The organism is Salinicola salarius, assembly GCF_002179555.1.
GTDB classification, from domain to species: domain Bacteria; phylum Pseudomonadota; class Gammaproteobacteria; order Pseudomonadales; family Halomonadaceae; genus Salinicola; species Salinicola salarius_A.
In genome coordinates, this window is record NZ_NHOU01000022.1 from 1 (window position 1) to 26,455 (window position 26,455).

Annotated in this window: 23 protein-coding genes, 1 tRNA gene and 2 pseudogenes; 14 read left to right on the forward strand and 12 right to left on the reverse strand. The window is 63.3% G+C overall.

Annotated features, from left to right (window positions below; translation table 11 throughout):
• The first annotated feature begins 196 nt into the window (after positions 1 to 196).
• The 4 genes from CCD76_RS14520 to CCD76_RS14535 all read left to right on the forward strand — a co-directional run bounded on the left by CCD76_RS14520 (position 197) and on the right by CCD76_RS14535 (position 4,041).
• Positions 197 to 1,015 (forward strand): CoA transferase subunit A, encoded by an 819-nt coding sequence (locus CCD76_RS14520; protein WP_087720161.1) that lies wholly within the window; start codon positions 197 to 199, stop codon positions 1,013 to 1,015.
• Positions 1,012 to 1,821 (forward strand): CoA-transferase subunit beta, encoded by an 810-nt coding sequence (locus CCD76_RS14525; protein WP_087720162.1) that lies wholly within the window; start codon positions 1,012 to 1,014, stop codon positions 1,819 to 1,821. The genes CCD76_RS14520 and CCD76_RS14525 overlap by 4 nt, the downstream gene beginning before the upstream one ends.
• Complete coding sequence (gene pcaF / locus CCD76_RS14530) at positions 1,818 to 3,023, forward strand: 3-oxoadipyl-CoA thiolase (RefSeq protein WP_087720163.1); 1,206 nt, start codon at positions 1,818 to 1,820, stop codon at positions 3,021 to 3,023. Before CCD76_RS14525 ends, pcaF begins: the two co-directional genes overlap by 4 nt.
• Before the next feature lie 193 nt (positions 3,024 to 3,216).
• Positions 3,217 to 4,041: an alpha/beta fold hydrolase gene (locus CCD76_RS14535; protein WP_087720164.1), complete on the forward strand. Its 825-nt coding sequence runs from the start codon at positions 3,217 to 3,219 to the stop codon at positions 4,039 to 4,041.
• Between the two features lie 402 nt (positions 4,042 to 4,443).
• Here the strand turns inward: CCD76_RS14535 and CCD76_RS20415 are convergent.
• The 6 genes and pseudogenes from CCD76_RS20415 to CCD76_RS14560 form a co-directional block, all read right to left on the reverse strand.
• Positions 4,444 to 4,710, reverse strand: a pseudogene (locus CCD76_RS20415) (LysR substrate-binding domain-containing protein); the annotation flags it as partial.
• The gene (locus CCD76_RS20420) at positions 4,595 to 4,978 is read right to left on the reverse strand and encodes a LysR substrate-binding domain-containing protein (RefSeq protein ID WP_306298811.1); all 384 of its coding nucleotides are present in this window, start codon (positions 4,976 to 4,978) and stop codon (positions 4,595 to 4,597) included. The pseudogene CCD76_RS20415 and the gene CCD76_RS20420, both read right to left, overlap by 116 nt.
• Positions 4,860 to 6,254, reverse strand: coding sequence for a shikimate transporter (gene shiA, locus CCD76_RS14545; RefSeq protein WP_143543300.1), 1,395 nt, complete (start codon positions 6,252 to 6,254; stop codon positions 4,860 to 4,862). Before shiA ends, CCD76_RS20420 begins: the two co-directional genes overlap by 119 nt.
• A 167-nt stretch (positions 6,255 to 6,421) precedes the next feature.
• Positions 6,422 to 7,462, reverse strand: coding sequence for an ABC transporter substrate-binding protein (locus CCD76_RS14550; protein ID WP_087720166.1), 1,041 nt, complete (start codon positions 7,460 to 7,462; stop codon positions 6,422 to 6,424).
• The gene (locus CCD76_RS14555) at positions 7,459 to 8,868 is read right to left on the reverse strand and encodes a sensor histidine kinase (RefSeq protein WP_087720167.1); all 1,410 of its coding nucleotides are present in this window, start codon (positions 8,866 to 8,868) and stop codon (positions 7,459 to 7,461) included. Before CCD76_RS14555 ends, CCD76_RS14550 begins: the two co-directional genes overlap by 4 nt.
• On the reverse strand, positions 8,865 to 9,566 hold the full coding sequence (locus tag CCD76_RS14560; RefSeq protein ID WP_087720168.1) for a response regulator: 702 nt from the start codon (positions 9,564 to 9,566) through the stop codon (positions 8,865 to 8,867). Before CCD76_RS14560 ends, CCD76_RS14555 begins: the two co-directional genes overlap by 4 nt.
• 205 nt (positions 9,567 to 9,771) lie before the next feature.
• Here CCD76_RS14560 and CCD76_RS14565 point away from each other — a divergent pair, with 205 nt between their 5' ends.
• The 5 genes from CCD76_RS14565 (at position 9,772) to CCD76_RS14585 (ending at position 13,903) form a co-directional block, all read left to right on the forward strand.
• Positions 9,772 to 10,761, forward strand: a complete 990-nt coding sequence (locus tag CCD76_RS14565; protein ID WP_087720169.1) for a Bug family tripartite tricarboxylate transporter substrate binding protein — start codon at positions 9,772 to 9,774, stop codon at positions 10,759 to 10,761.
• Positions 10,758 to 11,216 carry a tripartite tricarboxylate transporter TctB family protein gene (locus tag CCD76_RS14570; RefSeq protein WP_087720170.1) on the forward strand — a complete coding sequence of 153 codons (459 nt, stop codon included), beginning with the start codon at positions 10,758 to 10,760 and terminating at the stop codon, positions 11,214 to 11,216. The genes CCD76_RS14565 and CCD76_RS14570 overlap by 4 nt, the downstream gene beginning before the upstream one ends.
• Positions 11,217 to 12,728, forward strand: coding sequence for a tripartite tricarboxylate transporter permease (locus tag CCD76_RS14575; protein ID WP_087720171.1), 1,512 nt, complete (start codon positions 11,217 to 11,219; stop codon positions 12,726 to 12,728).
• 207 nt (positions 12,729 to 12,935) lie between these two features.
• A complete protein-coding gene (locus CCD76_RS14580; RefSeq protein WP_087720172.1) occupies positions 12,936 to 13,667 on the forward strand; it encodes a transporter substrate-binding domain-containing protein in 732 nt (243 codons plus the stop codon).
• A gap of 146 nt (positions 13,668 to 13,813) precedes the next feature.
• Positions 13,814 to 13,903 (forward strand) — tRNA-Ser (locus CCD76_RS14585).
• A 65-nt stretch (positions 13,904 to 13,968) separates the two neighbouring features.
• Here CCD76_RS14585 and CCD76_RS14590 read toward each other — a convergent pair.
• The 3 genes from CCD76_RS14590 to CCD76_RS14600 form a co-directional block, all read right to left on the reverse strand.
• The gene (locus tag CCD76_RS14590) at positions 13,969 to 14,889 is read right to left on the reverse strand and encodes a DMT family transporter (protein WP_256961320.1); all 921 of its coding nucleotides are present in this window, start codon (positions 14,887 to 14,889) and stop codon (positions 13,969 to 13,971) included.
• A gap of 30 nt (positions 14,890 to 14,919) precedes the next feature.
• Positions 14,920 to 16,098, reverse strand: coding sequence for a phosphoglycerate kinase (locus CCD76_RS14595; protein WP_087720173.1), 1,179 nt, complete (start codon positions 16,096 to 16,098; stop codon positions 14,920 to 14,922).
• Between the two features lie 144 nt (positions 16,099 to 16,242).
• Complete coding sequence (locus CCD76_RS14600) at positions 16,243 to 17,298, reverse strand: type I glyceraldehyde-3-phosphate dehydrogenase (protein ID WP_087720174.1); 1,056 nt, start codon at positions 17,296 to 17,298, stop codon at positions 16,243 to 16,245.
• A 176-nt stretch (positions 17,299 to 17,474) separates the two neighbouring features.
• On the opposite strand from CCD76_RS14600, the gene lhpI reads away from it, so the two are divergent.
• Positions 17,475 to 19,352 (forward strand): cis-3-hydroxy-L-proline dehydratase, encoded by a 1,878-nt coding sequence (lhpI, locus tag CCD76_RS14605; protein ID WP_218777046.1) that lies wholly within the window; start codon positions 17,475 to 17,477, stop codon positions 19,350 to 19,352.
• Positions 19,353 to 19,401: 49 nt separating this feature from the next.
• Here lhpI and CCD76_RS20665 read toward each other — a convergent pair.
• The 3 genes and pseudogenes from CCD76_RS20665 to CCD76_RS14625 all read right to left on the reverse strand — a co-directional run bounded on the left by CCD76_RS20665 (position 19,402) and on the right by CCD76_RS14625 (position 21,453).
• Positions 19,402 to 20,160, reverse strand: a pseudogene (locus CCD76_RS20665) (alpha/beta fold hydrolase).
• A 188-nt stretch (positions 20,161 to 20,348) separates the two neighbouring features.
• Positions 20,349 to 21,077 (reverse strand): LrgB family protein, encoded by a 729-nt coding sequence (locus CCD76_RS14620; protein ID WP_087720177.1) that lies wholly within the window; start codon positions 21,075 to 21,077, stop codon positions 20,349 to 20,351.
• Positions 21,070 to 21,453: a CidA/LrgA family protein gene (locus tag CCD76_RS14625; protein ID WP_087720178.1), complete on the reverse strand. Its 384-nt coding sequence runs from the start codon at positions 21,451 to 21,453 to the stop codon at positions 21,070 to 21,072. The genes CCD76_RS14620 and CCD76_RS14625 overlap by 8 nt, the downstream gene beginning before the upstream one ends.
• Before the next feature lie 553 nt (positions 21,454 to 22,006).
• Here CCD76_RS14625 and CCD76_RS14630 point away from each other — a divergent pair.
• From CCD76_RS14630 to CCD76_RS14645, 4 genes are all read left to right on the forward strand, one after another.
• Positions 22,007 to 23,059, forward strand: coding sequence for a class I fructose-bisphosphate aldolase (locus CCD76_RS14630; RefSeq protein WP_087720179.1), 1,053 nt, complete (start codon positions 22,007 to 22,009; stop codon positions 23,057 to 23,059).
• A gap of 260 nt (positions 23,060 to 23,319) precedes the next feature.
• Entirely contained in the window at positions 23,320 to 24,372 is a 1,053-nt protein-coding gene (locus tag CCD76_RS14635) for an ABC transporter substrate-binding protein (RefSeq protein ID WP_087720180.1), read from the forward strand.
• Between the two features lie 92 nt (positions 24,373 to 24,464).
• Positions 24,465 to 24,908 carry a tripartite tricarboxylate transporter TctB family protein gene (locus CCD76_RS14640; protein WP_087720181.1) on the forward strand — a complete coding sequence of 148 codons (444 nt, stop codon included), beginning with the start codon at positions 24,465 to 24,467 and terminating at the stop codon, positions 24,906 to 24,908.
• Positions 24,909 to 24,940: 32 nt separating this feature from the next.
• Positions 24,941 to 26,443: a tripartite tricarboxylate transporter permease gene (locus tag CCD76_RS14645; protein WP_087720182.1), complete on the forward strand. Its 1,503-nt coding sequence runs from the start codon at positions 24,941 to 24,943 to the stop codon at positions 26,441 to 26,443.
• Positions 26,444 to 26,455: the final 12 nt, after the last annotated feature.

Consider the following 26,455-nt stretch of genomic DNA (forward strand, 5'->3'; position numbering starts at 1 on the left):
TATAGGCGATCCGATCATCCGGGACCCTACAAATTATTTAAGTAAATGAATTTCAAGCAATTATCGAGTTTTTCTGCGTTCTTGAAGAGAAAGTATCAATCTAAACCTCCGTTTGACCGGTCAATACCAAAGCGATAGCGTTGTTCGTATCACAAACCTATGTTCGTTATGCGAACGCTATTTGAGAGTCGGACATATGGCTGAATTTCTTTCTCTGCACGACGCCGTCGCGCGTTATGTCGAAGATGGCGCGACCCTTGCCATGGAAGGGTTTACCCATCTGATTCCCTTTGCCGCCGGCCATGAGGTGATTCGTCAGCGGAAGCGCGATCTCACTCTGATCCGCATGACGCCGGATCTGCTCTATGACCAGATGATCGGTGCCGGTTGCGCCAAGCGCCTGATCTTTTCCTGGGGTGGGAATCCTGGTGTCGGTTCGTTGCATCGGCTGCGCGATGCGGTCGAGAAGGGCTATCCCCATCCAGTCGAAATCTTCGAGCATAGCCACGCTGCCATGGCCTGCGCCTTCGAGGCCGGCGCTGCCGGGCTACCCCTGGCGGTGCTGCGTGGTTATATCGGCAGCGATCTGCCCAAGGTCAATTCACAGATCAAGTTCATCGAATGTCCGTTCAGCAGTGAGCGTCTGGCGGCGGTGCCGTCGATACGACCCGACGTAGGCATCGTCCACGCTCAGCGCGCAGATCGACAGGGCAACGTGCTGGTCGAAGGAATTGTCGGTGTGCAGAAGGAAGTCGTGCTGGCGGCCGGCCGTAGCATCGTCACGGTCGAGGAGGTCGTCGATGATCTCGCCGCGGGTCCCAACGCCTGCGTGATTCCGGCCTGGGCAATCGATGCCATCTCGGTGACCCAGCACGGGGCCTACCCGTCCTATGCCCATGGTTACTACCCCCGCGACAACGCCTTCTACAAGGCTTGGGATGCCATCGCCCGTGACCGCGATGCTTTCGATGCGTGGCTTCAAGATCATGTCTTCACTCAGGGAGACGACGCATGAGTGACCGTTATACCGCTGCCGAAATGATGACCGTGACCGCGTCCCGAGCGCTGAGCAACGGCTCTACCTGTTTCGTGGGCATCGGCCTGCCCAGCGAGGCGGCCAATCTCGCCCGCCTGACACACGCACCGGAAGTCGTGCTGATCTACGAATCCGGCACCTTGCAGACCAAGCCGGATGTATTGCCGCTTTCAATCGGTGATGGCGAGCTGTGCGAGACCGCACTGACTACGGTCTCGGTGCCGGAGATGTTCCGCTACTGGCTGCAGGGCGGCCATGTCGATGTCGGCTTTCTCGGCACGGCGCAGATCGACCGTTACTGCAATCTCAACACTACCCTGATCGGCGATTACCGCGAGCCCAAGGTGCGCTTGCCGGGCGGTGGCGGAGCGCCGGAGATCGCGACCAACGCCCGCGAGGTATTCATCACCGTAAAACACTCGACGCGCACCTTCGTCGAGGCGGTGGATTTTGTCACCACGGTCGGGTTCGGGCGTGACGGGACGGCGCGTGACGGCGTGCCCAACATTGGCCGCGGTCCGACTCGTGTCATTACCGATCTATGTGTGATGAAGCCGGATGCCGAGACCAAGGAACTGGTGGTGGTCTCGCTGCATCCCGGCGTCACCCGCGAGCAGGTGCAGGAGGCGACCGGCTGGGAAATCCGGTTCGCCGAGTCTCTCGAGTCGACCCCGGAGCCGGATGATAACGAATTGACGATTCTGCGCGAGCTCAAGGCGCGGACCGATCGCCATCACACGGGTGGTCAGGCCGCCGATCAATCTGACAGAGGGAGCAAGGCATGAACGACGTCTTTCTATGTCGGCCGTTGCGTTCGCCGGTGGGCCGCTTTGGTGGCGCGCTCGCCAGTGTGCGTCCCGATGACCTCGCCGCGCGCCTGTTCGAGGCCGTCCTGGCCCAGCATCCGCAGGTGGATCCAGAGGCGATCGATGACGTGATTCTGGGCTGTGCCAACCAGGCCGGAGAAGACAACCGCAGTGTGGCCCGTATGGCGGCGTTGCTGGCGGGCCTGCCGACTTCCGTGCCCGGCTCGACCATCAATCGGTTGTGCGGCTCGAGCATGGATGCCATCGGCACGGCGGCGCGGGCGATCCGGGCTGGCGAAGCCGACCTGATCCTGACCGGCGGCGTCGAGTCGATGTCGCGGGCGCCCTATGTCATCGGCAAGGCGCAGTCACCCTATTCGCGCAGTCAGAAGATGGAGGACACCACGATCGGCTGGCGTTTCGTCAATCCTCTGATGGAGAAGCGCTACGGCACCCACTCGATGCCGGAAACCGCCGAGAACGTCGCCGAGCAGTTCGGCATTTCGCGCGAGGATCAGGACCGCTACGCCTACCGTTCGCAGCAACTGACCAAGGTTGCCCAGGAGAGCGGAAGGCTCAGCGATGGCATCGTGCCGATCGAGATACCTCGGCGTAAGCAGGAACCGCTGATCTTCGATACCGATGAGCATCCGCGCCCGGACACCACGCTGGAGAAACTGGCCAGGTTGCCGGCGCCGTTCCGCGAAAACGGCACCGTGACAGCCGGCAACGCTTCCGGCGTCAACGACGGCGCAGCGGCGATGTTCGTCGCCAGCCAGGCAGCCGTCGAGCGGTTCGGTCTGGAACCTGTCGCGCGCATTCACGGTATGGCCACGGCCGGTGTCGAGCCCCGGATCATGGGAATCGGTCCTGTGCCGGCAACGCGCAAGTTGCTCGGCAAGCTCGGCATGACGCTCGAGCAGATGGACGTGATCGAACTCAACGAGGCATTCGCCGCTCAGGTGCTCGCCTGCGCCCGCGAACTCGGTATTGCCGATGATGACCCGAGGCTCAACCCCAACGGTGGCGCCATCGCGCTGGGGCACCCGTTGGGCATGTCCGGGGCGCGTATCGTCGCTTCTGCGGCCAATGAGCTGGTCCGTAATAATCAACGCTTCGCGCTTTGCACCATGTGTATTGGCGTTGGACAAGGGATCGCCACTGTCATCGAACGGGTGTGATCGACGTCGAAAGACTGCACGAATAAGGTATTTACGATGGAAGCGGTCACCCAATTTTCCGTACGCATTGTCCAACGCTATCTGCCCAGCGCATTCGTGCTGGCTGTAATGCTAACCGCTATTGTGTTTGCCTTCGGCAAATGTAGAGCCCTTTTGCCTGACCGCACACACTGACTTCTCGAGGAACGTGACAATGCCTTTTGCCAACATTGAAAAGCGTACCGTTGCCTACCGATTGCTGGGTGCCGAGGCCAACCCGCTGGTCGTTCTCGCTCACCCGCTCGGAATGACACAGGCAGTGTGGGACGAGATATTATCGCAACTGCTGCCGCATTATCGTGTGCTCACCTGGGATCTGCCGGGACACGGGGCTAGTCAGGCCTGGCCGCCGGAGGGCGGCGCGATAACGCCGGCCGATCTGGCCGCTGAAGCGCTGGCGCTGGCCGATATCGCCGGTGCCGAACGCTTCCACTTCGTCGGCACCTCGATCGGTGGGGTGATAGGCCAGCAGCTGATCGCCGCGCATGGCGAACGTCTGCTGACCGCCACGTTGACCAACACCGGGGCGGTGATCGGGAACGCCGAATTGTGGAATACCCGAGCCGGCCGCGTGCGTACCGAAGGGCTCGCAGCCATGACGGGGGAGATCGTGCCTCGCTGGTTTGCGCCAGCCCGGATCGAAGCCGAACCGGCGCTGCAGGACGGATGGTGCGTTCAGATGGGACGCGGCGATGCCGAGTCCTACGCCCGGCTGTGCGAGATGCTGGGGCGAGACACGTTCACAGGACGCCTGCATGGCAAGCGTGTATCGATCCTCTTGCTCGGTGGTCTCGAGGATGCGGCCACGCCGCCGGCCACGCTCGAAGCATTGGCGCAGGAGTGCGATCAGGCGCCGCTCGAGATCTTCGAAGGCGTGGCGCATGTGCCCTCTATCGAAGCCCCGGCACGCTTCGTCGCGGCACTCTTGAGGCACTGGGCAGGGCGTGATGATGTCGAAGATCAGGACGTCAGCGAATAGGGTATCGATCGCACGTCCGGTTTCGAAATTCTGAAAGCGGATATTGGATATGGTGGCGCACTTGGAATGTGCCACTGTCATCCCTTTATTGTTCGGCCGCCCTTACTAGCAGACGGCACGCGGCTGGCCTGAGACATTTTATGGATAGGCGAGGCTGCCCTGTGAAACCTTGTCGTAGCGCATGGATTACAAAGGCTGAGTCGATGTGTCGCCTGATGAAATGGCCCGTTCTGCGCTATCAGCGGTGGCTCGAGCGGCGAGCGCGTGATGCCGCTCAGGAGCCGATATCGTGGCTGTGATCAGCCCGGGCGGGGATAAGAATGTCCTGCAGTGTCGGTATCGCCAGCTAATCTGGACGGATGTCAATACGAGGATGTTTTAAACATTACGGCGTGTCTCACGTCATGGATAACGCCCCTTCACTCGATTTTCTACCAGCTCCCGCAATATATCGTTGGTCATTTGCATCGCCGGTGTCACAGGTTCACGACGACGGCTGCAGATGATCGGTGAGGTGATGTTGCGCTCCGCCAGCCGTACATAGGTAACTTCGTCACGCTGCATGCGCATGACCTGCTCCGGCACCAGACTGAAACCAAGATCCGAGGCGACCAGACCGATCGCGGTCTGTAGTTCGTTGGTTTCCTGAATGACCTTGACTTTCAAACCTCTGAGTCTGAACAGGCTGAACACGGCATCGGCATAGCTTGGACGAGGCGATGCCGGATAGATGATCATTAGGATACTCGGCTAACTGAGCCAGTGTCGGGATGGTACCCACCAAGGGATGATGTGCCGGCAATGCAGCGACGGTTGGCTCATCGAACAGTACCTTCTGCGCGATATCGGGATCGTCCAGACGTATACGGCCGAAACCGATATCGATTCTCCCCGCCTTGAGCGCCTGGACCTGATTGACGGTCGTCAATTCCAACAACAGCTACGGCAGAAACCAGACAGCCGGCGGCCAGATAGACGGCAACCGGGACCCAGCTGCCGTCGTAGAGGTCGACCAGGGCGGCGGCGATGAACGGGGTAAAGCCGCCGCCGATCACGCTGGCGACCTGATAGCCGACCCCGGCGCCGCTGTAACGGTAGGCGGCGCCGAACAGCTCGGCGAAGATTGGCTGCTGCACGCTGACCACCATGTCGTGGGCGAGATTGGCCAGTGCTACGGCGAAGATCACGATCCACAGGATCGAGCCGGCCTGCAGCGCTATGAAGAACGGGAAGGCGGCCAGCACGCCGACGATGGCGCCGGTGATATAGACGCGCCGACGCACCAGCGTGTCGGCCAGCCAGGCGAACAGCGGGATGGTGACGCAGCTGATCGCGCCGACCAGCAGGCCGATGTGCAGAAACAGGTCCCGCGATAGATCGAGATAGCCGGTGGAGTAGCTCAGCGCGAAGGTGGTCACGATATACATCGTGAACAGCTCGGCCAGGCGCATGGCGATGATCGTCACGAAGGCGCCGGGGTGGCGTTTGAGCGCTTCGAGGATCGGCGGTCTGGCAGGCTTCTGGTCGTTTCGCTCGACCGCTTCGACGAATTCCGGCGACTCTTCGAGGCTCGAGCGGATCTTCAGCGCAACCAGTACCAGCACCACGCTGAACAGAAACGGCAGGCGCCAGCCCCAGGCCGTGAAATCGGCGTCGCTCAATCCGTAGCTGAGCAGCGAGACGCTACCGGTGGCCAGGATCAGGCCCACGCCGTAGCCCACCTGCACGCCGCTGGAGTAGAACGCGCGACGGCCAGGCGGTGCGCTCTCCACCGCCATCAGCGCCGCACCGCCCCATTCGCCGCCCACCGCGAAACCCTGGATCGCACGCAGCGTAACCAGCAGAATCGGTGCCCAGACGCCGATCTGGGCGTAGGTCGGCAGCAGCCCGATCAGTGCCGTCGCGCCACCCATGAGGATCACGGTCAGGATCAGCATGCGCTTGCGCCCCAGGCGATCGCCGAAGTGGCCGAAGACCAGGCCGCCCAACGGGCGAAACAGAAAGCCGACACCAAAGGTGGCCAGCGCGGCCAGCGTGCCGGCGGCGGGGCTGACGTTGGGGAAGAACTGCGAATTGAAGACCAGCGCGGCAACGATGCCGTAGAGCAGAAAGTCATACCAGTCGACGACGGCGCCCACGAAGCTGCCGATGGCGGCGCGTTTGGCCTGGTTTGTCGACTGGGCGGGGGCGGTGGTCGTTGCGGTTGCGCTCATCCGGAACTCTCGGTCATCGGTGTCTTGGCATCGAGGCGCCTGCTGCGGGCGCTGCATCGATGTGGCGGCGACGTATCTTACGGGATTGTGACGACGGATACAGGAACAATCCCGGGGTCGTCGCCACACCGGCAGGGTTCGTGCCGATATCGCTCACTCCGACATACTCATTCTGAAAGGATCTGGATCTCGCGGTCCCAGCGGCGCAGGAACGCATCGCGACGCAGCGGGTCGACGAACGCCAGCAGTGTGGCATTGATCGGAATCGGGTAGAGATGATCGCCGACCTGATCGCGTAGCCGCTGGGCCGTGTAAGGGCCGATGACGTCGTCGCGCACGCTGAACAGCGGCGTCTGGCCGGCCAGGATGTGCTGGCCGCGCCGGCTCAGCAGGAAGCGGACGAAGCGTCTGGCGGCAGCCGGGTGTGGTGCATCGCGATGGACGAATGCCATCCGCATCAGCACCAGCGAGTAGTCGTTGGGGACCTGGACGATGATGTCGGGATGGGTCTGCGCCCAGAGCATCGCATAGGAACCCAGCAGATTGTAGCCGAGCCAGTAGCGGCCCTCGCTGAGCCCGGCCAGCATGCGCTGGGTGGTGGTTTCGAGATTGATGTTGGCCGCGCCCATGGCGGCGATCAGATCCCAGGCGCGGGGCGTATAGCGGGCATCCTGCTGGGACAGGGTGTAGCCGACGCCGCTTTCTCGAGGCGAGTAGCTCACCACGCGACCATCGAGCCAGTAACGATAATGGGTCAGCAGATCGAGCAGGTCGCGATGGGTTTCCGGTGGCGGCATGTGCGAAGCGAGCTCGAGGCGATAGGCCATCACCACCGGCTCGAAGGTGAAGCCGAACACTTCGTTGCGCCATTTCGCCCATGCCGGCCACTGGTCGACCTCCGGCGCGTCGAGGGGCTGGGCCATGCCTTCGTTGCTGAGCGCCAGTTGCCACGGCATGGCCGAGCTGATGACCACGTCAGGCGGCGAGTCGCGATCCCGGGCGCGCTGGTCTACCTCTAGTGTCGAGCGATCGCGATAGTCGAGATCGATCTGCGGGTTCTCGGCGGCAAAGGCGTCGAGCACCGGATCGACGATCTGGCGGTCCAGCGCGGCTTCGATGATCAGCCTTTCGCCGGCTCGGGCGGTGCCAGTGCCGACAAGAATCAGCCACAGAGAAAAGCCGAGCATCACCTGCAGGCGTCGTTTCATGTCCTGTTCTCCTCGGGTGGCCGACAGCGGGTTAGCGTCAAGCTGACCTGGAGTCCTCGCGGCTGCCGGTTGGTGACCGATAGCTGGCCGCCGTGGCGCACGGCGATGGATTCGGCGATGGCGAGCCCCAGCCCGGAGCCGCGCGTATCCTGGCGCCGGCCGCGTTCGAACGGCTGGGTCAGGCGGCCGAGCGATTCGGCATCGACGCCGGGGCCGTCGTCCTCGATGGAGAGCGTGACCCGCTCGTCGTCGCCCTCGAGGGTCAGCGTGATTTCGCTGCCGGGCGGCGTGTAGCGACAGGCGTTGTCGATCAGGTTGTTGAGTAGTTCGTGCAGTGCCCAGCGTTCCCCTTCGACCCATACCGGCGTGGGCATGTCGATGACCAGGCCGAGATCGTGATCGCGGCTGTCCTGACGATCGGCCCAGTCGGTGGCGACCTCGCGCATCAGCCGATCCAGCGCCAGCGGCTGACGTTCGTGTCCCGGCCCCAGGTGCTGCAGCCGGGTCAGGCTCAACATCTGGCCGGCGAGACGGCTGGTGCGTCCGGCGCTGTCGTGAACGGTCTCGAGCGCCTGACGCCAGATGGCCGGCTCGCGGCTGGTCAGCGCCAGTTCGCTGGTGCTCTGCAGCCCGGCCAGCGGGGTCTTGAGCTGATGCGAGGCGTCGGCGATGAAACGCAGCAGCGCGTCGCGGTGATGACGCTGGTCGGCGAACAGCCGGTTGAGGGTCTCGACCAGTTCGAGCATCTCCTTCGGCACGCCGAGCCTGAGCGGGCTGATGTCGTCGGCGCTTCGGTCGCGTAGCGTCTGGCGAAGGCGACGCAGTGGCGCCAGCATGGTGCGCATGGCGATCGCCACCAGCGCGGCAGTGATCAGCACCATGGCGGCGAAGCGGGTGGCGCTCTTTCGGAACAGCTCCTGCGCCAGCAGGTCGCGGCCATGGCGTGTGTGTCCGACCCACAGCTGCACCGGCTCCTGGGTGTCCCAGCCGGCGGAATCCACTTCGCGGCCGCTGAGGCGAATCGGCTGGCCGTCGTAGACGGCGTCGAGATAGACCGGCTGTAGCCTGGCCTCTGCCTGCATCGCGTCGGTGATCGGCAGGTCGGCATTCTGGGTGATGATGCGACCGTTGTCCGCCTGCAGCCAGTAGAACACCCGCTCCTGCCAGCGGGTGGCGAGGATCTGCAGTGCCGAGGCGGGCATTTCCACGGTGGGGTTGCCCTCCGGCCATTGCAGCGATTCGGCGATGGTCAGGCTGGCAGCTTCCAGTTGACCGTCCATCGCTCGATCGGCGGCCTTGCGTGCGCTGGTGTAGGCCTCGATCAGTAAAAGCGTCCCCAGCCCGGCGACGATGGCGATGAGCCATAGCGCCAGGCGTCGCTTGAGCGATGTCTGCGGCGGTATCACTCGGGATCTTCCTGCGGTGCGCCAGGCTCATGTTTGTCCGCTGTCTCTTCCAGCCGATAGCCCAGACCGCGCAGCGTACGAATCGACAGGCCGGAGCCCGCCAGGCGCTTGCGCAGCCGGCTGTAGACATCGAGCGCGTTGGCGCCCACCGCCTCGAAGCCGAACAGCCGGTTCTCCAGCGCCTCGCGCTGCACGATTCGCCCGGCGTTGAGCATCAGCGCCTCCAGCAGGCTGAATTCCCGTCGTGGCAGATCCAGCGAGGTCTCGTTCAGCCAGGCACTGGCAGAGCGGGTGTCCAGTTTCAAACCGCCGAAGCGCACGCTGTTGTCGAGCCGCTGCTGACTACGCCGCAGCAGGGCGCGAACCCGCGCTTCCAGCTCGCTGATCGAGAACGGCTTGGCGAGATAGTCGTCGGCACCGAGATCCAGCCCGCGCACGCGATCCTCCAGCGCATCCCGCGCGGTCAGGATCATTACCGGCGTGGGGTCGGCGTGGGCGCGTAACCATTCGAGCACGCCGAGACCGCTGCCATCGGGCAAACCGAGATCGAGCAGGACCAGATCGAAGCGGCCCTGGCGTAGCGCCTGGATGGCGTCGTCGACGCGTGATAGCGCATCGACGGTGTAACCGTGGCGAGTCATCGCCTGGCTCAGCGAGCGTGACAGCAGCGGATCGTCTTCGATCACGAGCAGGTGCATGGCGGTTTCTCGAGATCATCTGCTAGCCATGTCTTGTACGACTAATGTCCTATGCGACTAATGTCCTATACGACAAAGGCTTAGATGACAGGTTGATGAAAGGTTAGCGCTCTAGCATCGCGCCGTCGGTAGGCAAAACCGGCCCGAGTCCGGTGCCCGCCACGAGATTTTGCGAGCATAACAACCCAGGTAGGAGACGCACAGCATGCCCAACTCTCGATTCCTCTCTCGCTGGCTGGTTGCCGCCGTGACCGGCGGCGCGCTGCTGGCCGGCGCCGTTCAGGCCCAGGCCAAGCCGCCCGAGTGTATCGCACCAGCCAAGCCGGGTGGCGGTTACGACCTGACCTGTCGTCTGGCAGCCAATGGCCTGCAGGACGCCAAGCTGATCGACGAGCCGATGATGGTCAGCTACATGCCGGGCGGTATCGGCGCCGTGGCTTATAACCATGTCACTGGCGTGCGCGACGACGATCCCAACCTGATCGTGGCCGCAAGCACCGGCGCTGCGCTCAACCTGGCGCTGGGCAAGTTCGGGCTCAAGCACAAGGTCGATGACGTTCGCTGGCTGGGTGCGCTGGGTGTCGACTACGGCGCGATCGTGGTCCGCAAGGATGCGCCGTGGAACAACCTCGACGAGCTGATGAAAGCGCTGAAGCAGGACCCGTCCGGCGTGGTGATCGGTGCCGGCGGCACGGTCGGCAGCCAGGACTGGATGAAAGCGGCGTTGATGGCCAAGGCCGCCGATGTCGATCCGCGCAAGCTGCGTTACGTCTCCTTCGAGGGCGGTGGCGAAGCGCTGGCGGCCCTGCTGGGCGAGCATATCCAGGTCTTTACCGGCGATCTGGCCGAGCTGAAGCCGCAGCTCGACAGCGGCGAGATCCGCATTCTGGCCGCACTCTCCGAAGAGCGCATGGGCGGGCCCTACGCGGACATTCCCACCGCCAAGGAGCAGGGCTATGACGTCGAATGGCCGATCTGGCGCGGCTACTACATGGGGCCGAACGTCAGCGACGAAGCCTATCAGCAGTGGGCCGACCGCCTGCGCGAGCTGAACGACACCGAGAGCTTCAAGGCGCTGCGCGAAGGCCGCGGCCTGTTCCCGATGTCCAAGTTCGGTGACGACTTCCATCAGTATGTGAAGCAGCAGGTCGCCGACTTCCAGCAACTGGCCAAAGAAGTGGGTCTGACGCAATGAAACTCGCCGCCGACCGAATCCTGAGTCTGCTGTTACTCGGTCTGGCGGCGTTCGTCGCCGTCCAGGCCTGGCAGCTGCAGGTGCCGTTCAGCTATGACCCGGTCGGACCGAAAGCATTTCCGCTGCTGCTGTCGGGTCTTCTGGCGGTTCTGGCGATCGTGCTGTTCATCCGTCCCGGCGCCAGCGGTCAATGGCCGACCGGCGCGCTGCTGCTGCGTCTGGTCTTCACCATGGTCGTGCTCGGCGTCTATGCGGCGCTGTTCATCAATCTGGGTTACCTGGTGACGACCGCACTGGTCAGCATCGTCATCGCCTGGCTGTTCGGCGCCGTACCGGTGAAAGCGGTCGTCGGCGGTCTGCTGCTGGCGGTGGGCAGCTATCTGCTATTCACCTACGGACTGGGGATCTCGCTGCCGACCGGTAGCTGGATCGAGCCGCTGCTGGGGAGCAACTGAATGTTCGATTTTCTGATCCAGGGCTTCGGTGTCGCCCTGACGCCGCTCAATCTGGGGCTGGCTTTCCTGGGCGCGCTGCTCGGTACGCTGTTCGGCGCCTTGCCGGGCATCGGGCCGATCAACGGTATTGCCATCCTGATGCCGCTGGCGTACACGCTGGGGCTGCCGGCGGAGTCCGCGCTGATTCTTCTGGCCGGCATCTACACGGGGTCCGAATACGGCGGCCGCATGTCGAGCATCCTGCTCAACGTGCCCGGTGACGCCGGCGCTGTCATGACCACGCTGGACGGCCACCCGCTGGCCAAAAAGGGCCTCGCCGGGCCGGCCCTGGGTCTGTCGGCGGTCAGTTCATTCATCGGCGCCACCGTGGCGATCATCGGCTTGACCCTGTTCGCCCCGCTGCTGGCGATCATCGCCGTCAAGTTCGGCCCCGCCGAATTCTTCGCGCTGATGATCTTCGCCTTCGCCTCCATGTCCGCAATGATGGGCAAGGATCCGATCAAGACGCTGATCGGCGCCGTGCTGGGCGTGTTGATCTCTACCGTCGGCGTCGACTCCGGTACCGGCGTGCTGCGTTTCACCTTCGACATGCCCGAGCTCTACGACGGCATCGACTTCGTGGTGATGATCATCGGCCTGTTCGCGGTCAGCGAGATCCTGCTGATGCTCGAGCACGCCTTCCGTCACGACCAGGAAGGCGAGATGGCGCCGATCGGCCGTGTCATGGTCAAGATGAGCGAAGTGCTGTACTGCAAGTGGGCGATCCTGCGCTCCAGCGTGATCGGCTTCGTCATCGGCGTGCTGCCGGGCACCGGCGCTTCGGTCGCCAGCGCCGTGGCCTACACCACCGAAAAGCGCATCAGCGATCACGACAACAGCTTTGGCACCGGCAACATGCGCGGCCTGGCCGCGCCGGAAGCGGCCAACAACGCCTCTGCCGCCGGCTCGTTCGTTCCCATGCTGACGCTGGGTATCCCCGGTTCCGGCACCACGGCGATCCTGCTCGGCGCGCTGATGCTCTACAACATCAACCCCGGCCCGATGATGTTCCGCGAGCAGCCGGTAGTGGTGGGCGGTCTGATCGCGTCGCTTTATATCGGCAACGTCATGCTGCTGCTGTTGAACCTGCCGCTGGCCGGCGTATTCGCCCGCGTGCTGCAGGTCCCGCGCTGGCTGCTGGTGCCGAGCGTAGCGATTCTCGCCTTCGTCGGGGTCTATCAGTTGCATTCCGATCTGATGGCGATCTACCTGATGCTGATCATCGGTGTTTTCGGCTACCTGCTTCGCAAGTTCGGCTTCTCGCTGGCGCCGGTGGTGCTCGGCTTCGTGCTCGGCGGACTGATGGAAGAGAACCTGCGGCGCGCGCTGTCGATCAGCGGTGGAGACACGGGCATTCTGTTCCAGTCGAACCTGTCGATCGGGCTGTGGATCGCCGCGGCGTTGGTGGTACTGGTGCCGATGTTCGCGGGCAAGCTGAAGGCGAAGTTCCTGCCGGCGGCCAAGGCTTCCTGACGCGATATCGTTACCGGCTCGAAGATATCGCTCATGAATTCGACGGCCCCGCTCAGGCGGGGCCGTCGTCATTGGAATGGTCTTTACGAAAGATCGCGGTTCACAGGTATCGCTATTTTAAGGGCGCCGTCTTCGGCGAGTGTCTGTCGATCTCCGGCTATAGTGCGTGAAGATGCCTGGCGTGGTGCTGATCAAGGAGCGTGATTCATGAACGATGACAAATCAGCGGTAATCGAGGCGCTGGCGCCGGCAGGGCGACTGCGCGTCGCCATCAACTACGGCAATATCGTGCTTGCGCAGCGCGGCGAGGATGGCGAGCCGGCTGGTGTCTCGGCGGTACTGGCACGGGCGCTGGCAGCCGAGCTTGGCGTGGAAGCCGAATTCGCCACCTTCGACGGTGCCGGAGACGTGTTCTCGGCGATCGACGACGATGCCTGGCGAATCGGCTTTCTCGCCCGCGATCCGGTGCGCGCCGAGAAGATCCAGTTCACTGCGCCCTACGTGGTCATCGAAGGCACCTATCTGGTGCCGAAAACCTCGCCGTTTCGCGATGTCGACGAGCTGGATCGCAGCGATGTTCGCATCGCGGTGGGCAAGGGCGCGGCCTACGATCTCTACTTGACCCGCGCGCTGCAGCAGGCAAGCCTGGTGCGCGCTGCCACGTCGGCGGCGGCCATCGAGCTGTTCGTCGAGCGGCAACTGGAGGCGGCCGCCGGCGTTCGTCAGCCGCTCGCGGCCTATGCCAGGTCGAACCCCGGCTATCGTGTCCTTCCCGGTCGCTTCACGGCAATCGAGCAGTGCATGGCGATACCCAAGGTGCAGGCGTCGTCCGTGGTCACGCGTTATGTCGAGGAATTCCTTGCCCGCATGAAGCAGGAGGGCCTGGTGAGGCGTGCACTGTCGGAAAGCGGTCAGGACGAGACGCAGGCGGCAGACTGAGCCGGCAGTCGTCGAAAAACGGAAATATTCAGGTCGCGACGTTAACGTTTCGATTCTTTTCTGTTATTTTTCCGCCGCGGGATGATCGTGAGCCGATAGCCGACGCCATGAGCGTGGGTGACCGGGCTTGGCGCGAGTCTCGCCAAGGAGAGGTGGCAGAGTGGTCGAATGCACCGCACTCGAAATGCGGCATACCTTCGCGGGTATCGAGGGTTCAAATCCCTCCCTCTCCGCCATGAATGATGAAAGCCGGCTCATGTAGCCGGCTTTTTCGTTTTTGGACTCCTCGCAGTGCAGGCGTTCAGGCGCCTGCTCTCGCCGGCATCACTTCCAGCACCGCGGCGGTAATCACCAGCGCTGCGCCCAGCCCTTGTAACCAGGTCAGCGACTCGTTGGCGAACAGTGCCGCCGAGAAGACGCCGACGAGCACTTCGCTCATCATCAGGATGCCCAGTCGGGCCGGAGGAAGATGACCGGCTGCCCAGACGACGAGGGCCAGCGATGCCGACCACCACAGAATTGCAGCGGCGAGGATCCAGCCCGCTGCGCGCCATCCGGTTTCCATTGGCGGCAAGCCGGGCCAGAGAGAGAGAAAGGGGGCCAGCAGCACGGCAGTGACCAGGGCGCCGATCGCGAACAGGAAGCTGCCTTCTCCGGGGCCGAGGGTGTTGTGGGAGCGCATGCCGCTGGAAGCGACCGCCCACATCAATCCCGAGGCCAGCCCCAGCCAGTCACCGATGCCGTGGGGTAGCGGGGAGCCGTTAGCGCCAAGCACCAGTCCCAGACCGACCAGCCCCACGAGGATGACGGCTACGCGTCGCCCGGTGAGCGGCCAGCGCCACCATAGCCGTTCGATCAGGGTGCTCCAGACCGGGGTCAGGTAGAACAGCAGAATGACCACGGCGACCTGGCCATGAACCAGGCCGATGGAGTAGAGCATGAACGCCGCCCCGCCCAACGTGACCGAGGCAAGCCCCAGTGCGGACGAACGGGCAAGCCGACGACGCTGGACCAGCGCCCAGGGGGAGAGCACCACGCATGCCGTGGCGGCGATGATCAGCGATCCCCAGACGCCGCCGAGCTGGAGCGCCTCGATGCGGCGAACGGGATACCAGTAGACCCCCCAGAGCGCGCCGGCCAGCAGAATGCCCAGCGCTGCCAGCCGTGCCGGAGAGACACGGCTGGCGAGGTCGAGAGGGAATGGCGTCGCCTTCCTTGGCACGCTAACTCCTTGTCTGAAGCGAATCGGGAATCAGCTCGAGGCCTTTTCCTGCGCGGCTTTCTCCAGCGCGGCCACGGCGGGCAGGGTCTTGCCTTCGACGTACTCCAGGAAGGCCCCGCCGCCGGTGGAGATGTAGGAGACCTGATCGGCGATGCCGTACTTGTCGATCGCGGCAAGGGTGTCGCCGCCGCCGGCGATGGAGAATCCCGGGCTTGCGGCAATCGCCTTCGACAAGACTTCGGTGCCCTTGCCGAACTGGTCGATCTCGAACACGCCGACCGGCCCGTTCCAGAGGATGGTGCCGGCGTTTTCCAGCAGGCTGGCGAGATGCTTGGCGGTCTCCGGGCCGATATCCAGGATCATCTCGTCATCGCTGACCTGATCGACCGGCTTGACCGTCGCCTCCGCGGATTCCGAGAACTCGGTAGCCACGACGACGTCGGTAGGCAGCGGAATCTCGACCTTGGCCATCAGCTCCTTGGCCTTGTCGACCAAGTCGGCTTCATAGAGCGATTTGCCCACGCCGTAACCGGCCGCGGCGATGAAGGTGTTGGCAATGCCGCCACCAACGATCAACTGATCGCATTTCTCCGACAGCGAATAGAGCACGTCGAGCTTGGTCGAGACCTTGGAGCCGCCGACGATGGCGGCCATCGGACGCTTGGGCGCGCTGAGCGCCTTTTCTAGCGCGTCGAGCTCGTTGGCCAGCAGCGGGCCGGCGCAGGACTGCGGCGCGAACCGGATCACGCCATGGGTGGAGGCCTGGGCGCGGTGGGCGGTGCCGAAGGCGTCCATCACGTAGACATCGCAAAGCGCGGCATACGCCTTGGCCAGCGCTTCGTCGTCCTTCTTCTCGCCCGGGTTGTAGCGCACGTTCTCGAGCAGCACGACTTCACCGGCGGCGATCTCGACGTTGCCGTCGAGGTAGTCCTTTTCCAGACGTACCGGTTTGCCGAGCAGGTCGGCGAGATGCTCGGCCACCGGCGCCAGCGAAAATTCGTCGGACGGCTCGCCTTCGGTGGGCCGCCCCAGGTGGCTCATCAGCATGACGCTGGCGCCGGCGTCGAGTGCGGCCTGAATGGTCGGCAGGCTGGCGCGGATGCGTGCATCGCTGGTGACCTTGCCGTCCTTGACGGGCACGTTGAGATCTTCGCGGATCAGTACGCGTTTGCCGGAGAGATCCAGGTCGGTCATCTTGAGTACGGTCATGAGATCCTTTCCTTAGAGGGTATTTAATAAAGGGCTACACTCGCCGATACGGCGTTGAAACTCTCTTCAACATGCTCATTTACTGCTCGTAAACTCCGCTGTTTCATCCGGTTTCGCCTTGGCTCGTCTTCGTTCGCCTGTTTCTTAAATATCCTCTCCTGAGGAGGTGACGGGTTCGGCAATGGAAGATGGCAGTTCGAGCCAGTGGCGGGCGACGTCGAGCATCCGGTTGGCGAAGCCCCACTCGTTGTCGAACCAGCACAATAGCTTGAGCAGGCGGCCTCCGGCCACGCGGGTCTGGGTGGCATCCACGATACCCGAGCGCGGATCGTGGTTGAAGTCGACCGAGGCCATCGGCTCGTAGGTCATGCCGAGCAGCCCCAGGTAGCGTTCGCGACTGGCGGCGGCCAGACAGGCATTGACGGCAGCGGCGTCGGTCTCGCGCTCGAGCGAGATCGCCATGTCCATGGCCGAGACGTTGATGGTCGGCACGCGTACGTGAAGACATTCGAAACGATCCGCCAGATGCGGCATCAACCGACCGATGCCGCGCGCCAGGCCGGAGTCCACCGGGATGATCGAGTGCATGGCCGATCGTGTCAGGCGCAGGTCGCTGTTGTGGTAGGCGTCGATCACCGGCTGGTCGTTCATCGCCGAATGGATGGTGGTGGTGACGCCGTGGGAGACGCCGAAGCTGGCTTCCAGCACGTCGAGGATCGGTATCAGGCAGTTGGTGGTACACGAGGCCGCCGAGACGATGCGCATGTCGCGGGCGATCGCTGCGTGGTTGACGCCATAGACGACCGTGGTGTCGACGTCGGTCTCCGCCGGCTGGGAAAACAGCAGCCGCGCCGCACCGGCCTGGAGATGGCGCTCGGCCGTGGCGCGATCCTTGAAGCTGCCGGAGCACTCCAGCAGCAGGTCGATCCCGAGTTCGCCCCACGGCAGCGCTTCCGGTTCGGCAGCGTTGAGCACCCGAATGGTGCGGCCGTTGATGACCAGGCAGCCATCCCGTGCTTCTACCTGACCGGGAAAGCGTCCATGAGTCGTGTCGTAGCGAGTCAGGTAGGCGATCGTCTCGAGGTCGGAAAGCTCATTGATGGCAACGATTTCCAGCGGCAGGTCGGGGCGTTCGATCAGCGCGCGCAGCACGCTCTGGCCGATGCGGCCGTAGCCGTTGATGGCGACGCGGTAGGTCATGGGCGAATCGTGAATCCTGATAACCCTGGGAAGAGCGAATGGGAGCATCTTAGCGCATTCGGTCCTGGTGGGCAGAATTCGAGCCTGAGGCACGCTGGACGGGAAAATCTCGATCGAATCGGGTAAACCGCTGGACGACGCCAGGGCTGCCCCATAGTTTGAGGTGATGTTCCGCGTTGCTGGGTGATATCTCCGATGTCTATCGTTGCGAAGGCGCTGCCGAGATTGTCGGGTTCGGCGTCGCATTCTCGGGCCCGTTCGTCATGAGGCGCCATCTCGAGTCGTTGTCGTTCTATCTTTCCGCCACTGAATGCCTGGTCGAGGGCGAGGGCAGCGGGGTGGTGCTGGCCAGTTCGACGCCGCTCAGCCTGTGGGGCGGCGTGGACCCGGACCGAGGCGAAATCATCGATCGCCACCACCCGTTGTGCGGCGAAGGCATCGCCGGGCGGGCGCTGGTCATTCCCCACGGGCGGGGGTCGTGTACCGGCAGCGTGGTGCTGCTGGAGGCCATCCACGCCGGGCAGGCGCCGGCGGTGATCGTGCTCAACCGGGTCGATGACATCATCGCCCTGGGCGCCATCGTCGCCGAGGAAGTCTTGTCGCTGTCGGTGCCGATCGTGGTGCTGGACGACGCGCGTTTCGCCATGGCGCAGGCGGCGCATCTCGTCACGCTCCATCGGGGCAGGCGGCTGGTACTGAGCGGCCCGCGACTGGCGGGCCTGGCCAGCGTGACGGCCGGCGGGGAGCTCGGGCACGAGCCGGCCCCGGCGATTGCCGCCAACGACGGGTTCGCGCTCACGCCGGCGGATCGGCGCTGTCTCGACGGCGAGGACGGCCCGGCGGCCCAGGCCGCCATGCGCATCGTGTTGCGCATGGCGCGTCTGCAGGGCGCGCTCGGACTGCTCGACGTGACTCGGGTACATGTCGATGGCTGCATCTACACCGGCCCCGCGGGACTGGCCTTCGCGGAACGACTGGCCGCGTGGGGCGGCCGGGTACGCGTACCCACCACGCTCAACGCGATCTCGGTGGATCGCCGCCGCTGGGAGGCGGACGGCGTTCCCGATGCCCTCGGCGTTCCCGCCAGCCGCCTGGCCGATGCCTACGTGGCGCTGGGGGCGCAACCGACCTACACCTGCGCGCCCTATCTGCTCGACGGCCCGCCGCAGCTGGACGAACCGATCGCCTGGGCGGAGTCCAACGCGGTGGTCTATGCCAACAGCGTGCTGGGCGCCCGGACCAACAAGACACCGGATCTGCTGGATATCTGCATTGCGCTGACCGGCCGCGCGCCCTCTTCAGGCTACTATCTGGAGACGAATCGGTGGGCTCGACTCCGCGTGGATCTGCCGCCCTTGCCGGCAGCGGATGAGTCGCTGTATCCGCTGCTGGGCTACGTGATCGGCGCCTATGCCGGCGATCGGGTGCCGGTCATCTGTGGGCTGGACATCTCGAGTGGCGAGGCGCCGTCGGCGCTCAAGGCGTTCGGGGCGGCCTTCGCCACCACGGCGTCGGCGGGCCTGTTTCATGTCGCGGGTGTCACCCCGGAGGCCGTGGATAGCCAGACAGCGCTGGGAGGCGTGCCACCCGAGGCGAGCTGGGCGCCGACGATGGCCGATCTGCGCCGTGGCTGGCTGGAGCTCAATGGCGAGCGGGGCGAACGCGTCGATCTGATCGCGCTGGGGAATCCGCACTTTTCGCTGGACGAGTTCGCGACGCTGGCTTCGCTGTGCCGTGGTCGGCGCAAGCACGATGACGTCGAGCTGATCGTCACGACCAGCCGGCACGTGGCAGGGCAGGCCCGGCGCGCCGGCCATCTGGCGACGCTGGAAGCCTTCGGTAGCCGAATCATGACCGATACCTGCTGGTGCATGCTGCAGGAGCCCGTCGTGGCCCTGACGGCTCGCACGATTCTGACCAATTCCGCCAAGTATGCGCACTATGCGCCGGGGCTGGTGGGGCGTCAGGTTCGATTCGCGGGGCTGCGTGTCTGTATCGATGCGGTTATCGACGGCCAGATATCCATCGAAATGCCAGCTTGGCTGCGCCGCTGATCGCACGATGACGACGAACGCCGGTCATGATCGGCTCATCGGCGGTTCGTCAGCGGCTTTTCGATACCTGTGCGGCCATCGCATTGAGCTGCTCGGCCAGTGTCTCCGGCATCTCCATGGGAAGCAGGTGACCGTAACCGGAAAAGACCTCGAGCTTGCCTTGCGGCAGGTGCGGCATGGCTTCGTCGCGCTGTGTCTCGGGCGGCAGTGAAGGATCCTTGTCGCCGACCAGTACCCACGCCGGGTAGGGCAGCTCGGCGACTGTCTCGCGCCAATCCTCGGCGTAGGTCGTCCTCGGCCAGGCGCGCCATGCCGTCGGGTTGGCGTTGATCGCATCTTCCAGCGCCTGCTGATAGCGCACCGGCGCCAGCGGGACCTCGCTGGCACCGTCGATGAACTGGCGCGCCTGGGCCTCGCTGAAATCGAAGTCGAGCTGGAGTCGATGTTCCTCCTCGCTGATCGACTGCGGCCCCGGCGGGGAGGGGGCGATCAGAACCAACGCACGCAGTCAGGTGGGCTGGTTGGCGGCGACGGTCATCGCGATCCGTCCGGAAAACGAGTGACCGACGAGAATGACGTCGTCGAGTTCGGCGGCTTCGACGCATCGCTCGACGTGACGGGTCATCGAGGCGACGTCGAAACCCGCTATTTCGGTGGCGCGACCGAAACCGGGCATGTCCAGAGTGACGACCCGGCATCGGTCGTCGAGAAGCGGCAGTGCCGCCTCCCACTCGTGATGGGAACTGCCGAAAAAGTGCATGAGCACCAGCGTGGGGCTTCCCTGACCGCTGTCACTGGCTATCGTCATCGGGGCTCTCCTGTCGAGGTCATCGAAATGTTCGACGAACTGCTACCAGCGTAGCGCGATCTGCGCCGCTGTCAGGGGCGAGCGCGGTACGGCACGCCGTTCGATGGAGAAGCCATTCGGCAGAAACGCCTGCAGAAAACGGCTTCCATAGACAGAAACGTCTTCAATAGACAGACAGAAAACGTCTTCTAGTAGAAAAAATGCCAGACGAGCGGCAGCACGATGGCGGTAAAGGCGCCGGTCAGGCTCATGCCCAGCGAGGCGAAGGCACCGGCGACCGTGCCGAGCTCGAACGCGCGTACGGTGCCCAGGGCGTGCCCGTTGATGCCCAGCGCCAGGCCGATCAGCCGTGGGTCACGAATACGCAGGATCCGGCTCAGCCACTCCACCCCGAAGATGGCGGTAATGCCCGTCGTCAGCAGCGCTCCCATCAGCAGCGCCCGCGAGCCGCCGAGTTCTTCGGCCAGCCCGAGCGCGATGGGCGAGGTCACCGACTTGGGCGCCAGCGAGGCGAGCACGTCCTTGGGTGCGCCCATGATGGCGGCGATGATCACTGCGTAGCAGGCGGCCAGCGTCGCCGACAGCGGGAGAGTCATCAGTATCGGCTTCCACAATGCGCGTATCTGCGGCAGTTGCTGGTAGAGCGGGACGGCCAGCGCGACGGTGGCCGGGCCCAGCAGCAGCATCAGCCAGCTGGCGCCCCGGTTGTAGTCGTCGATGCCGATGGGCAACGAGGCGACGACCGCGGCAATCACGATCGCCGCGATCAGCATCGGTGGACACCAGATGGGCCGGCGCATCAGCTTGAACAGGCGAATGCCGAAGAAATAGGCGCCGAGGGTGAGCGCGATCGCCGCGATCGGCGACTCGAACCATTGTTGCGGCAACTGCGAAAGACGCGCGAGCCAATCATTCATGGTCGACGCTTCCGAGAGGGTTGGCGGCCTCGTCGTTTTCGGGGAGATAACGGCGCATCAGCAGCAGGCTCGACAATACGCTGAGCAGCGTGCCGACGATCAGGGCGGTCAGAATCGCGGCCCATTGGTCTGCAAATTGATCGGCGACAAAGAATATCTCGACGACACCGGGCATGATCAGCAGTGCCAGCATGGCGATCAGCGGTTGGCTGACATGCACGACATCCGGATTCATGCGACCGCGATAGCCGAACCATAGTGTCAACAGCAACATGCCGATCACGCCGCTGGGCATCGGAATGTGAAATAGCCGCACGAAGGTCTGCCCCAGCAACAGAAAGGCGAGCAGCCACAGAAAGCCGCGCAGAACGGACATCGCTGAAACCCCGGATCGCTGAAAGATTAGCATCATACCAAAGGCGCAACGTTCCCTCTGCAGGTTGATGCGAAAGACGCGATCCGCGGCGATGGCTCAAGACTTTCCCATGACGATTTTCAGCCATCGCCGGGATACGAAATGTGACAATCTGGGAGGCCCCGTCAGGCGTCCGACAGAAGAGACAGGCGATGCAGAAACGGTGCATGGACGTGAACTGCGACGCATTGTCGCTTATTCTTGGCGACGTTCTACGGCTAATCGATGATCGCCGCGGCTGGAGAGAGGGCTGCAGTATGGGCAGCGCGGCGTGAAACGGTTGCGCGTGGGGGCGGTGAATGCGCACCTGATCGGGTTCCGTGGGACCGGTCGTGCGACGTCATCGGCTGGCGCCAGTCTTTCCGGACGGTACGCGGCGCAGCAACGCGGTTCGCGCTGAAACGGCCACAGGCCCTAGAGCAGCCATTATCGGGTAGCCATCTTTGGTAGAGAGGGAAACGGCCCAGGTCGAGATTCCCCGGATGACCCATCTTGAGGACAGAGGAAAAGCAACATGACCGATATTGCCAAGTTACTGGGCAAGGAAGCCGACAGCCTTCTCAGCTATACCTGTACGGGTTTCAAGAAAGAAGACCTGTATCTCCCGGGGCCCGATTTCGTCGACCGCGTATTCTCCGATACCGACCGCAGCCCGCACGTGATGCGTAACCTGCAGACGCTGTTCAATACTGGTCGTCTGGGTGGCACGGGCTATCTCAGCATCCTGCCGGTCGATCAGGGTATCGAGCATTCGGCTGGTGCCTCCTTCGCGCCCAACCCGATGTATTTCGATCCCAAGAACATCGTCGAACTGGCGCTGCAGGGCGGCTGCAACTGCGTCTGTTCTACCCTGGGCGTGCTCTCGTCCGTCGCGCGGCGCTACGCGCACAAGATCCCGATGATGCTCAAGCTCAACCACAACGAGAGCCTGACGCTGCCGGCGATGTACGAGCAGACCATGTTCGCGCAGATCGAACAGGCCCACGACATGGGCTGCATCGCGGTCGGCGCCACGATCTACTTCGGCTCCGAGGATAGTCGTCGCCAGATCCAGGAAGTCAGCGAGGCGTTCGAGCGCGCGCACGAGCTGGGCATGGTCACCGTGCTGTGGTCGTATCTGCGCAACCCCGAGTTCAAGAAAGACGGCACCGATTACCACGTCTCTTCCGACCTCACCAGCCAGGCGGTGCATCTGGCGGCGACCATCAAGGCGGATATCGTCAAGCAGAAGCTGCCGGAGAACAATGGCGGCTACAAGGCGATCGGTTTCGGCCATACCCACGACAAGGTCTACAGCGAACTGACCAGCGATCATCCGGTCGATCTGGCCCGCTATCAGGTCGCTAATTCGTTCATGGGACGCGCCGGGCTGATCAACTCCGGCGGTGGCTCCAAGGGCCATTCCGACATGGGCGAAGCCGTGCGTACCGCAGTCATCAACAAACGTGCCGGCGGCATGGGCCTGATCTCCGGTCGCAAGGCGTTCCAGAAGCCGCTGAAGGAAGGTATCGAGCTGCTCAACGCCGTCCAGGATGTCTACCTCTCCAAGGACGTGACAATCGCCTGACAGACTCGTCGAACGTTAGACGTTCGCCAACCGTTGCAGAAGCCCGGCCATGGCCGGGCTTTTTTCGTCCCGTTATCAGCAAGTTGCCCAAGCCGAGCGGTTGCGACTTTGGTCGGGCGACTTAAGTTGAATTGTCTGACAAAGTCGCTTTCTCTACCGTGCAAGGCGTGTTCGATGATAACGCTATCATTTGGTTCCACCGGGGGCGGCGCATCGGGTTGCGCTTCGCATGTGGGACAACGGTATGAGGGAGACGCATCATGAAAGCGATTTTGGGTAAGACCTGTCTGGCCGTGCTGGCCAGTGCCGCCATTGGCGTATCGGCTTCCGCCCAGGCCGCCGACGACTGTCCGCTGCCGGGCAACCTGCGCGTCGTGATCGGTTCGACGTCGACCGGCGGCGATACCTATCAGGTGTCCAGCATGGTGGTCGACCAGTTGGCCGAGCAGCTCGACATCAACGCCAAGGTCGACGCCGTCGGTGTCATGCCCGGCTTCCAGGCGCTGGAGCGTAGCCGGCACGGCAACACGATCATGATCTTCCATGATGGCTCCTATCTGGGTCATCTCTACGGCGTGAACGGCTATCCCGACATCTTCAGCAAGTTCGTCGTCGGGCCGACCATCGCCATCAACCCGGGCAACGCTTACCTGGTACCGAAAAGCTCGCCGTACCAGTCGATGAGCGACATCATCGACGCGGCCGGCAACGGCAAGCAGGTGAAGGTCGCCATCCAGCCGGGCGGTGTTTCCGAGATCGGCTTTACCGCGCTGAAGAACGCCGTGCGGATGCAGTATCCGGGCAAGGAGAGCAACATCGTTGCCGTCAACACCGGCTCCCAGGCGGACAAGAACCAGCTGCTGTTCGACGGGGCGGTGGATGTGATCAACGGTTCGGTCCAGGCCAACGAGCAGTACACCCAGCTGCCCGCCGACGACCAGAAGGCGATGCGCTTCGTCTGGATCACGGCTCGCGAGAAGACCATTGCCCAGACCAACGAAGAAGGCATGGGTGATACCACGCGCGAGCAGTTGCTGCAGTACGTGACGCCGAACGCCAGCGTGCCGATGGGCGAGGACCAGGACTTCACCTTCGATAAGGAATTCTTCCTGCTGTACAACAAGGACATGGATTCTGCCGCGATCGACTGCATCGACAATGCCCTGGCCGACGTGTACGAGGGGGATGAGCTCCAGGAGCAGCTGAAGCGCTCGTTCTTCGTGCCCGACTACAAGCCTACCCAGGAAGCGGCCAGCTATCTGGAAGAGAAGAACGACGACTACAAGACCATCATCAGCGACCTGAAGGGCTGATCCTGCCGCGTGCCGGCCGGCGAACGTCGGCCGGCACGATTCTTTTCCACCACTGATGCCGCCGGTGACGCCCGGCGCAGGAGCCGCTTTCCATGGAAAGCCAATGGCTGTCGCTGCTCGATGTCAGCATCGACTTCGACCAATCGCATCTCTTCTTTCCCCGCATCGTCACCTGGATCCTGGTCATCCTGCTGGCGATGATCGTGATCACCCGCTATCGACTGCTGGTGCCCGGCCTGAAGCGTGCCGGCCGTGTGCTGGCAGGGCGCGAGGGCGAGTTCGACCACAAGCGCTTCTTCGGCACGCTGGCGTTGACGACGGCCTACTTCTACTTGATGAGCGTGCTGAGCGACGTGTTTCCCAACACCGGCTACAGCTTCCTGATCATGTCGGTGCTGTTCGTGTTCCTGCTGTCGCTTCTGTACGTCGATCATCTGACGCGGCGGCTGTTCATCATTCTGGTGCTGAACGCGCTGATTGCCCCGACGCTGGCCTGGTATGTGCTGGCACAGCTGTTCCGCATCACCTTGCCCTGATCTTTTTGGCCTGACCATCGGAGACTCGTCTCATGGATATCCTGTCTCACCTCACGCCGATGTTCTTCGGGCTGATCGCCGCGGGAACCCTGATCGGTATCATCTTCGGCGCGATTCCCGGCATGACCGCCACCATGGCGGTGGCTGTCTGTCTGCCGCTGACCTATGCCTTCGGGCTCGAGAATGGCATCGCGCTGCTGCTGGGGCTTTACGTCGGCGGTATTTCGGGCGGGATGGTTCCCGCCGTGCTGATCAACATTCCCGGCACGCCCTCGTCGATCACCACCACCTTCGACGGCTATCCGATGGCCAAGCGGGGCGAGGGCGAGCGCGCGCTCAAGATCGGCATCGTCGCCTCGGTCTTCGGTGGCCTGTTCAGCGCCGCGGTACTGTTCTTCTTCGCGCCGGTGCTGGCGGATTTCGCGATCAAGTTCTCCTACGTCGAGAAGTTCCTGATCATCCTGTTGGCATTGACCGTGATCGCCTCGCTTTGCTCCAACATGTTGATGGGTATCTTCAGCGGTGTACTGGGCGTCTGGCTCAGCCTGATCGGTACCTACTCGATCACGGAGGGGGGCAACGGTGAAACCCGTCTGATGTTCGATTTCATGGAGTATTACCTGATCGATGGCTTTTCGCTGCTGCCGGTGCTGATCGGTATCTTCGGGCTGACGACCGTGCTGCTGGACGCCGAGAAGGGTTTCAAGGACGAGACGGGTCAGGGGCCGATTTCGCTCAAGGGTGGCGCCAAGTTCAAGTTCAAGGTGTTCAAGGGGCAACTGCTCAACCTGGTGCGCTCGTCGAGCATCGGCACCTTCGTCGGGATTCTGCCGGGCGTCGGCGGCAGTGCGGCCTCGGTGCTGGCCTACAGCCAAGAGAAGAACTTCTCGCGGGACTCCTCCCAGATGGGCAAGGGCGCGCCGCAGGGGATCGTCTCTTCGGAGTCGTCCAACAACGCGCTGACCGGTGGCGCGCTGGTGCCGCTGCTTTCGCTGGGCATTCCCGGGGATTCCACCACCGCGATTCTGATCGGTGCCTTCACGCTGCAGGGCATTCAGGTCGGCCCGCTGTTCATCGGCAACAACATCGATACCTGGTATCTGATGATCATCGCCTTGCTGGCGGCCAACGTGTTGATGTTCGGCATCATGTACTTCGCGATTCGCCACATCGCCAAGGTGATCGAGGTGCCGAAGTACATTCTGTACCCGCTGATCATCATGATGTGCGTGGTCGGTGCCTACGCGATCAATTACGGCATCATGTTCGACGTCTGGACCCTGCTGATCTTCGGGATCTTCGGCTGGGTCGCCCATAAGATCGGCCTGGAAACGGTGCCGCTGATCATCGGCTTCATCCTGGGCAAGTCGGCGGAGGTCTACTTCGTGAAAAGCATCGAGTCCTACGGCAACCTGTCGATCTTCTTCACCAAGAGCCCGATCGCCATGTCCCTGTGGGTGCTGATCGCGGTCTCGCTGGCCTTCGCGATCTATCTGCGGGTACGCAACCGTCGGCAGGCGACCGTCGCAAGCTGAGCTCGAGCCCGC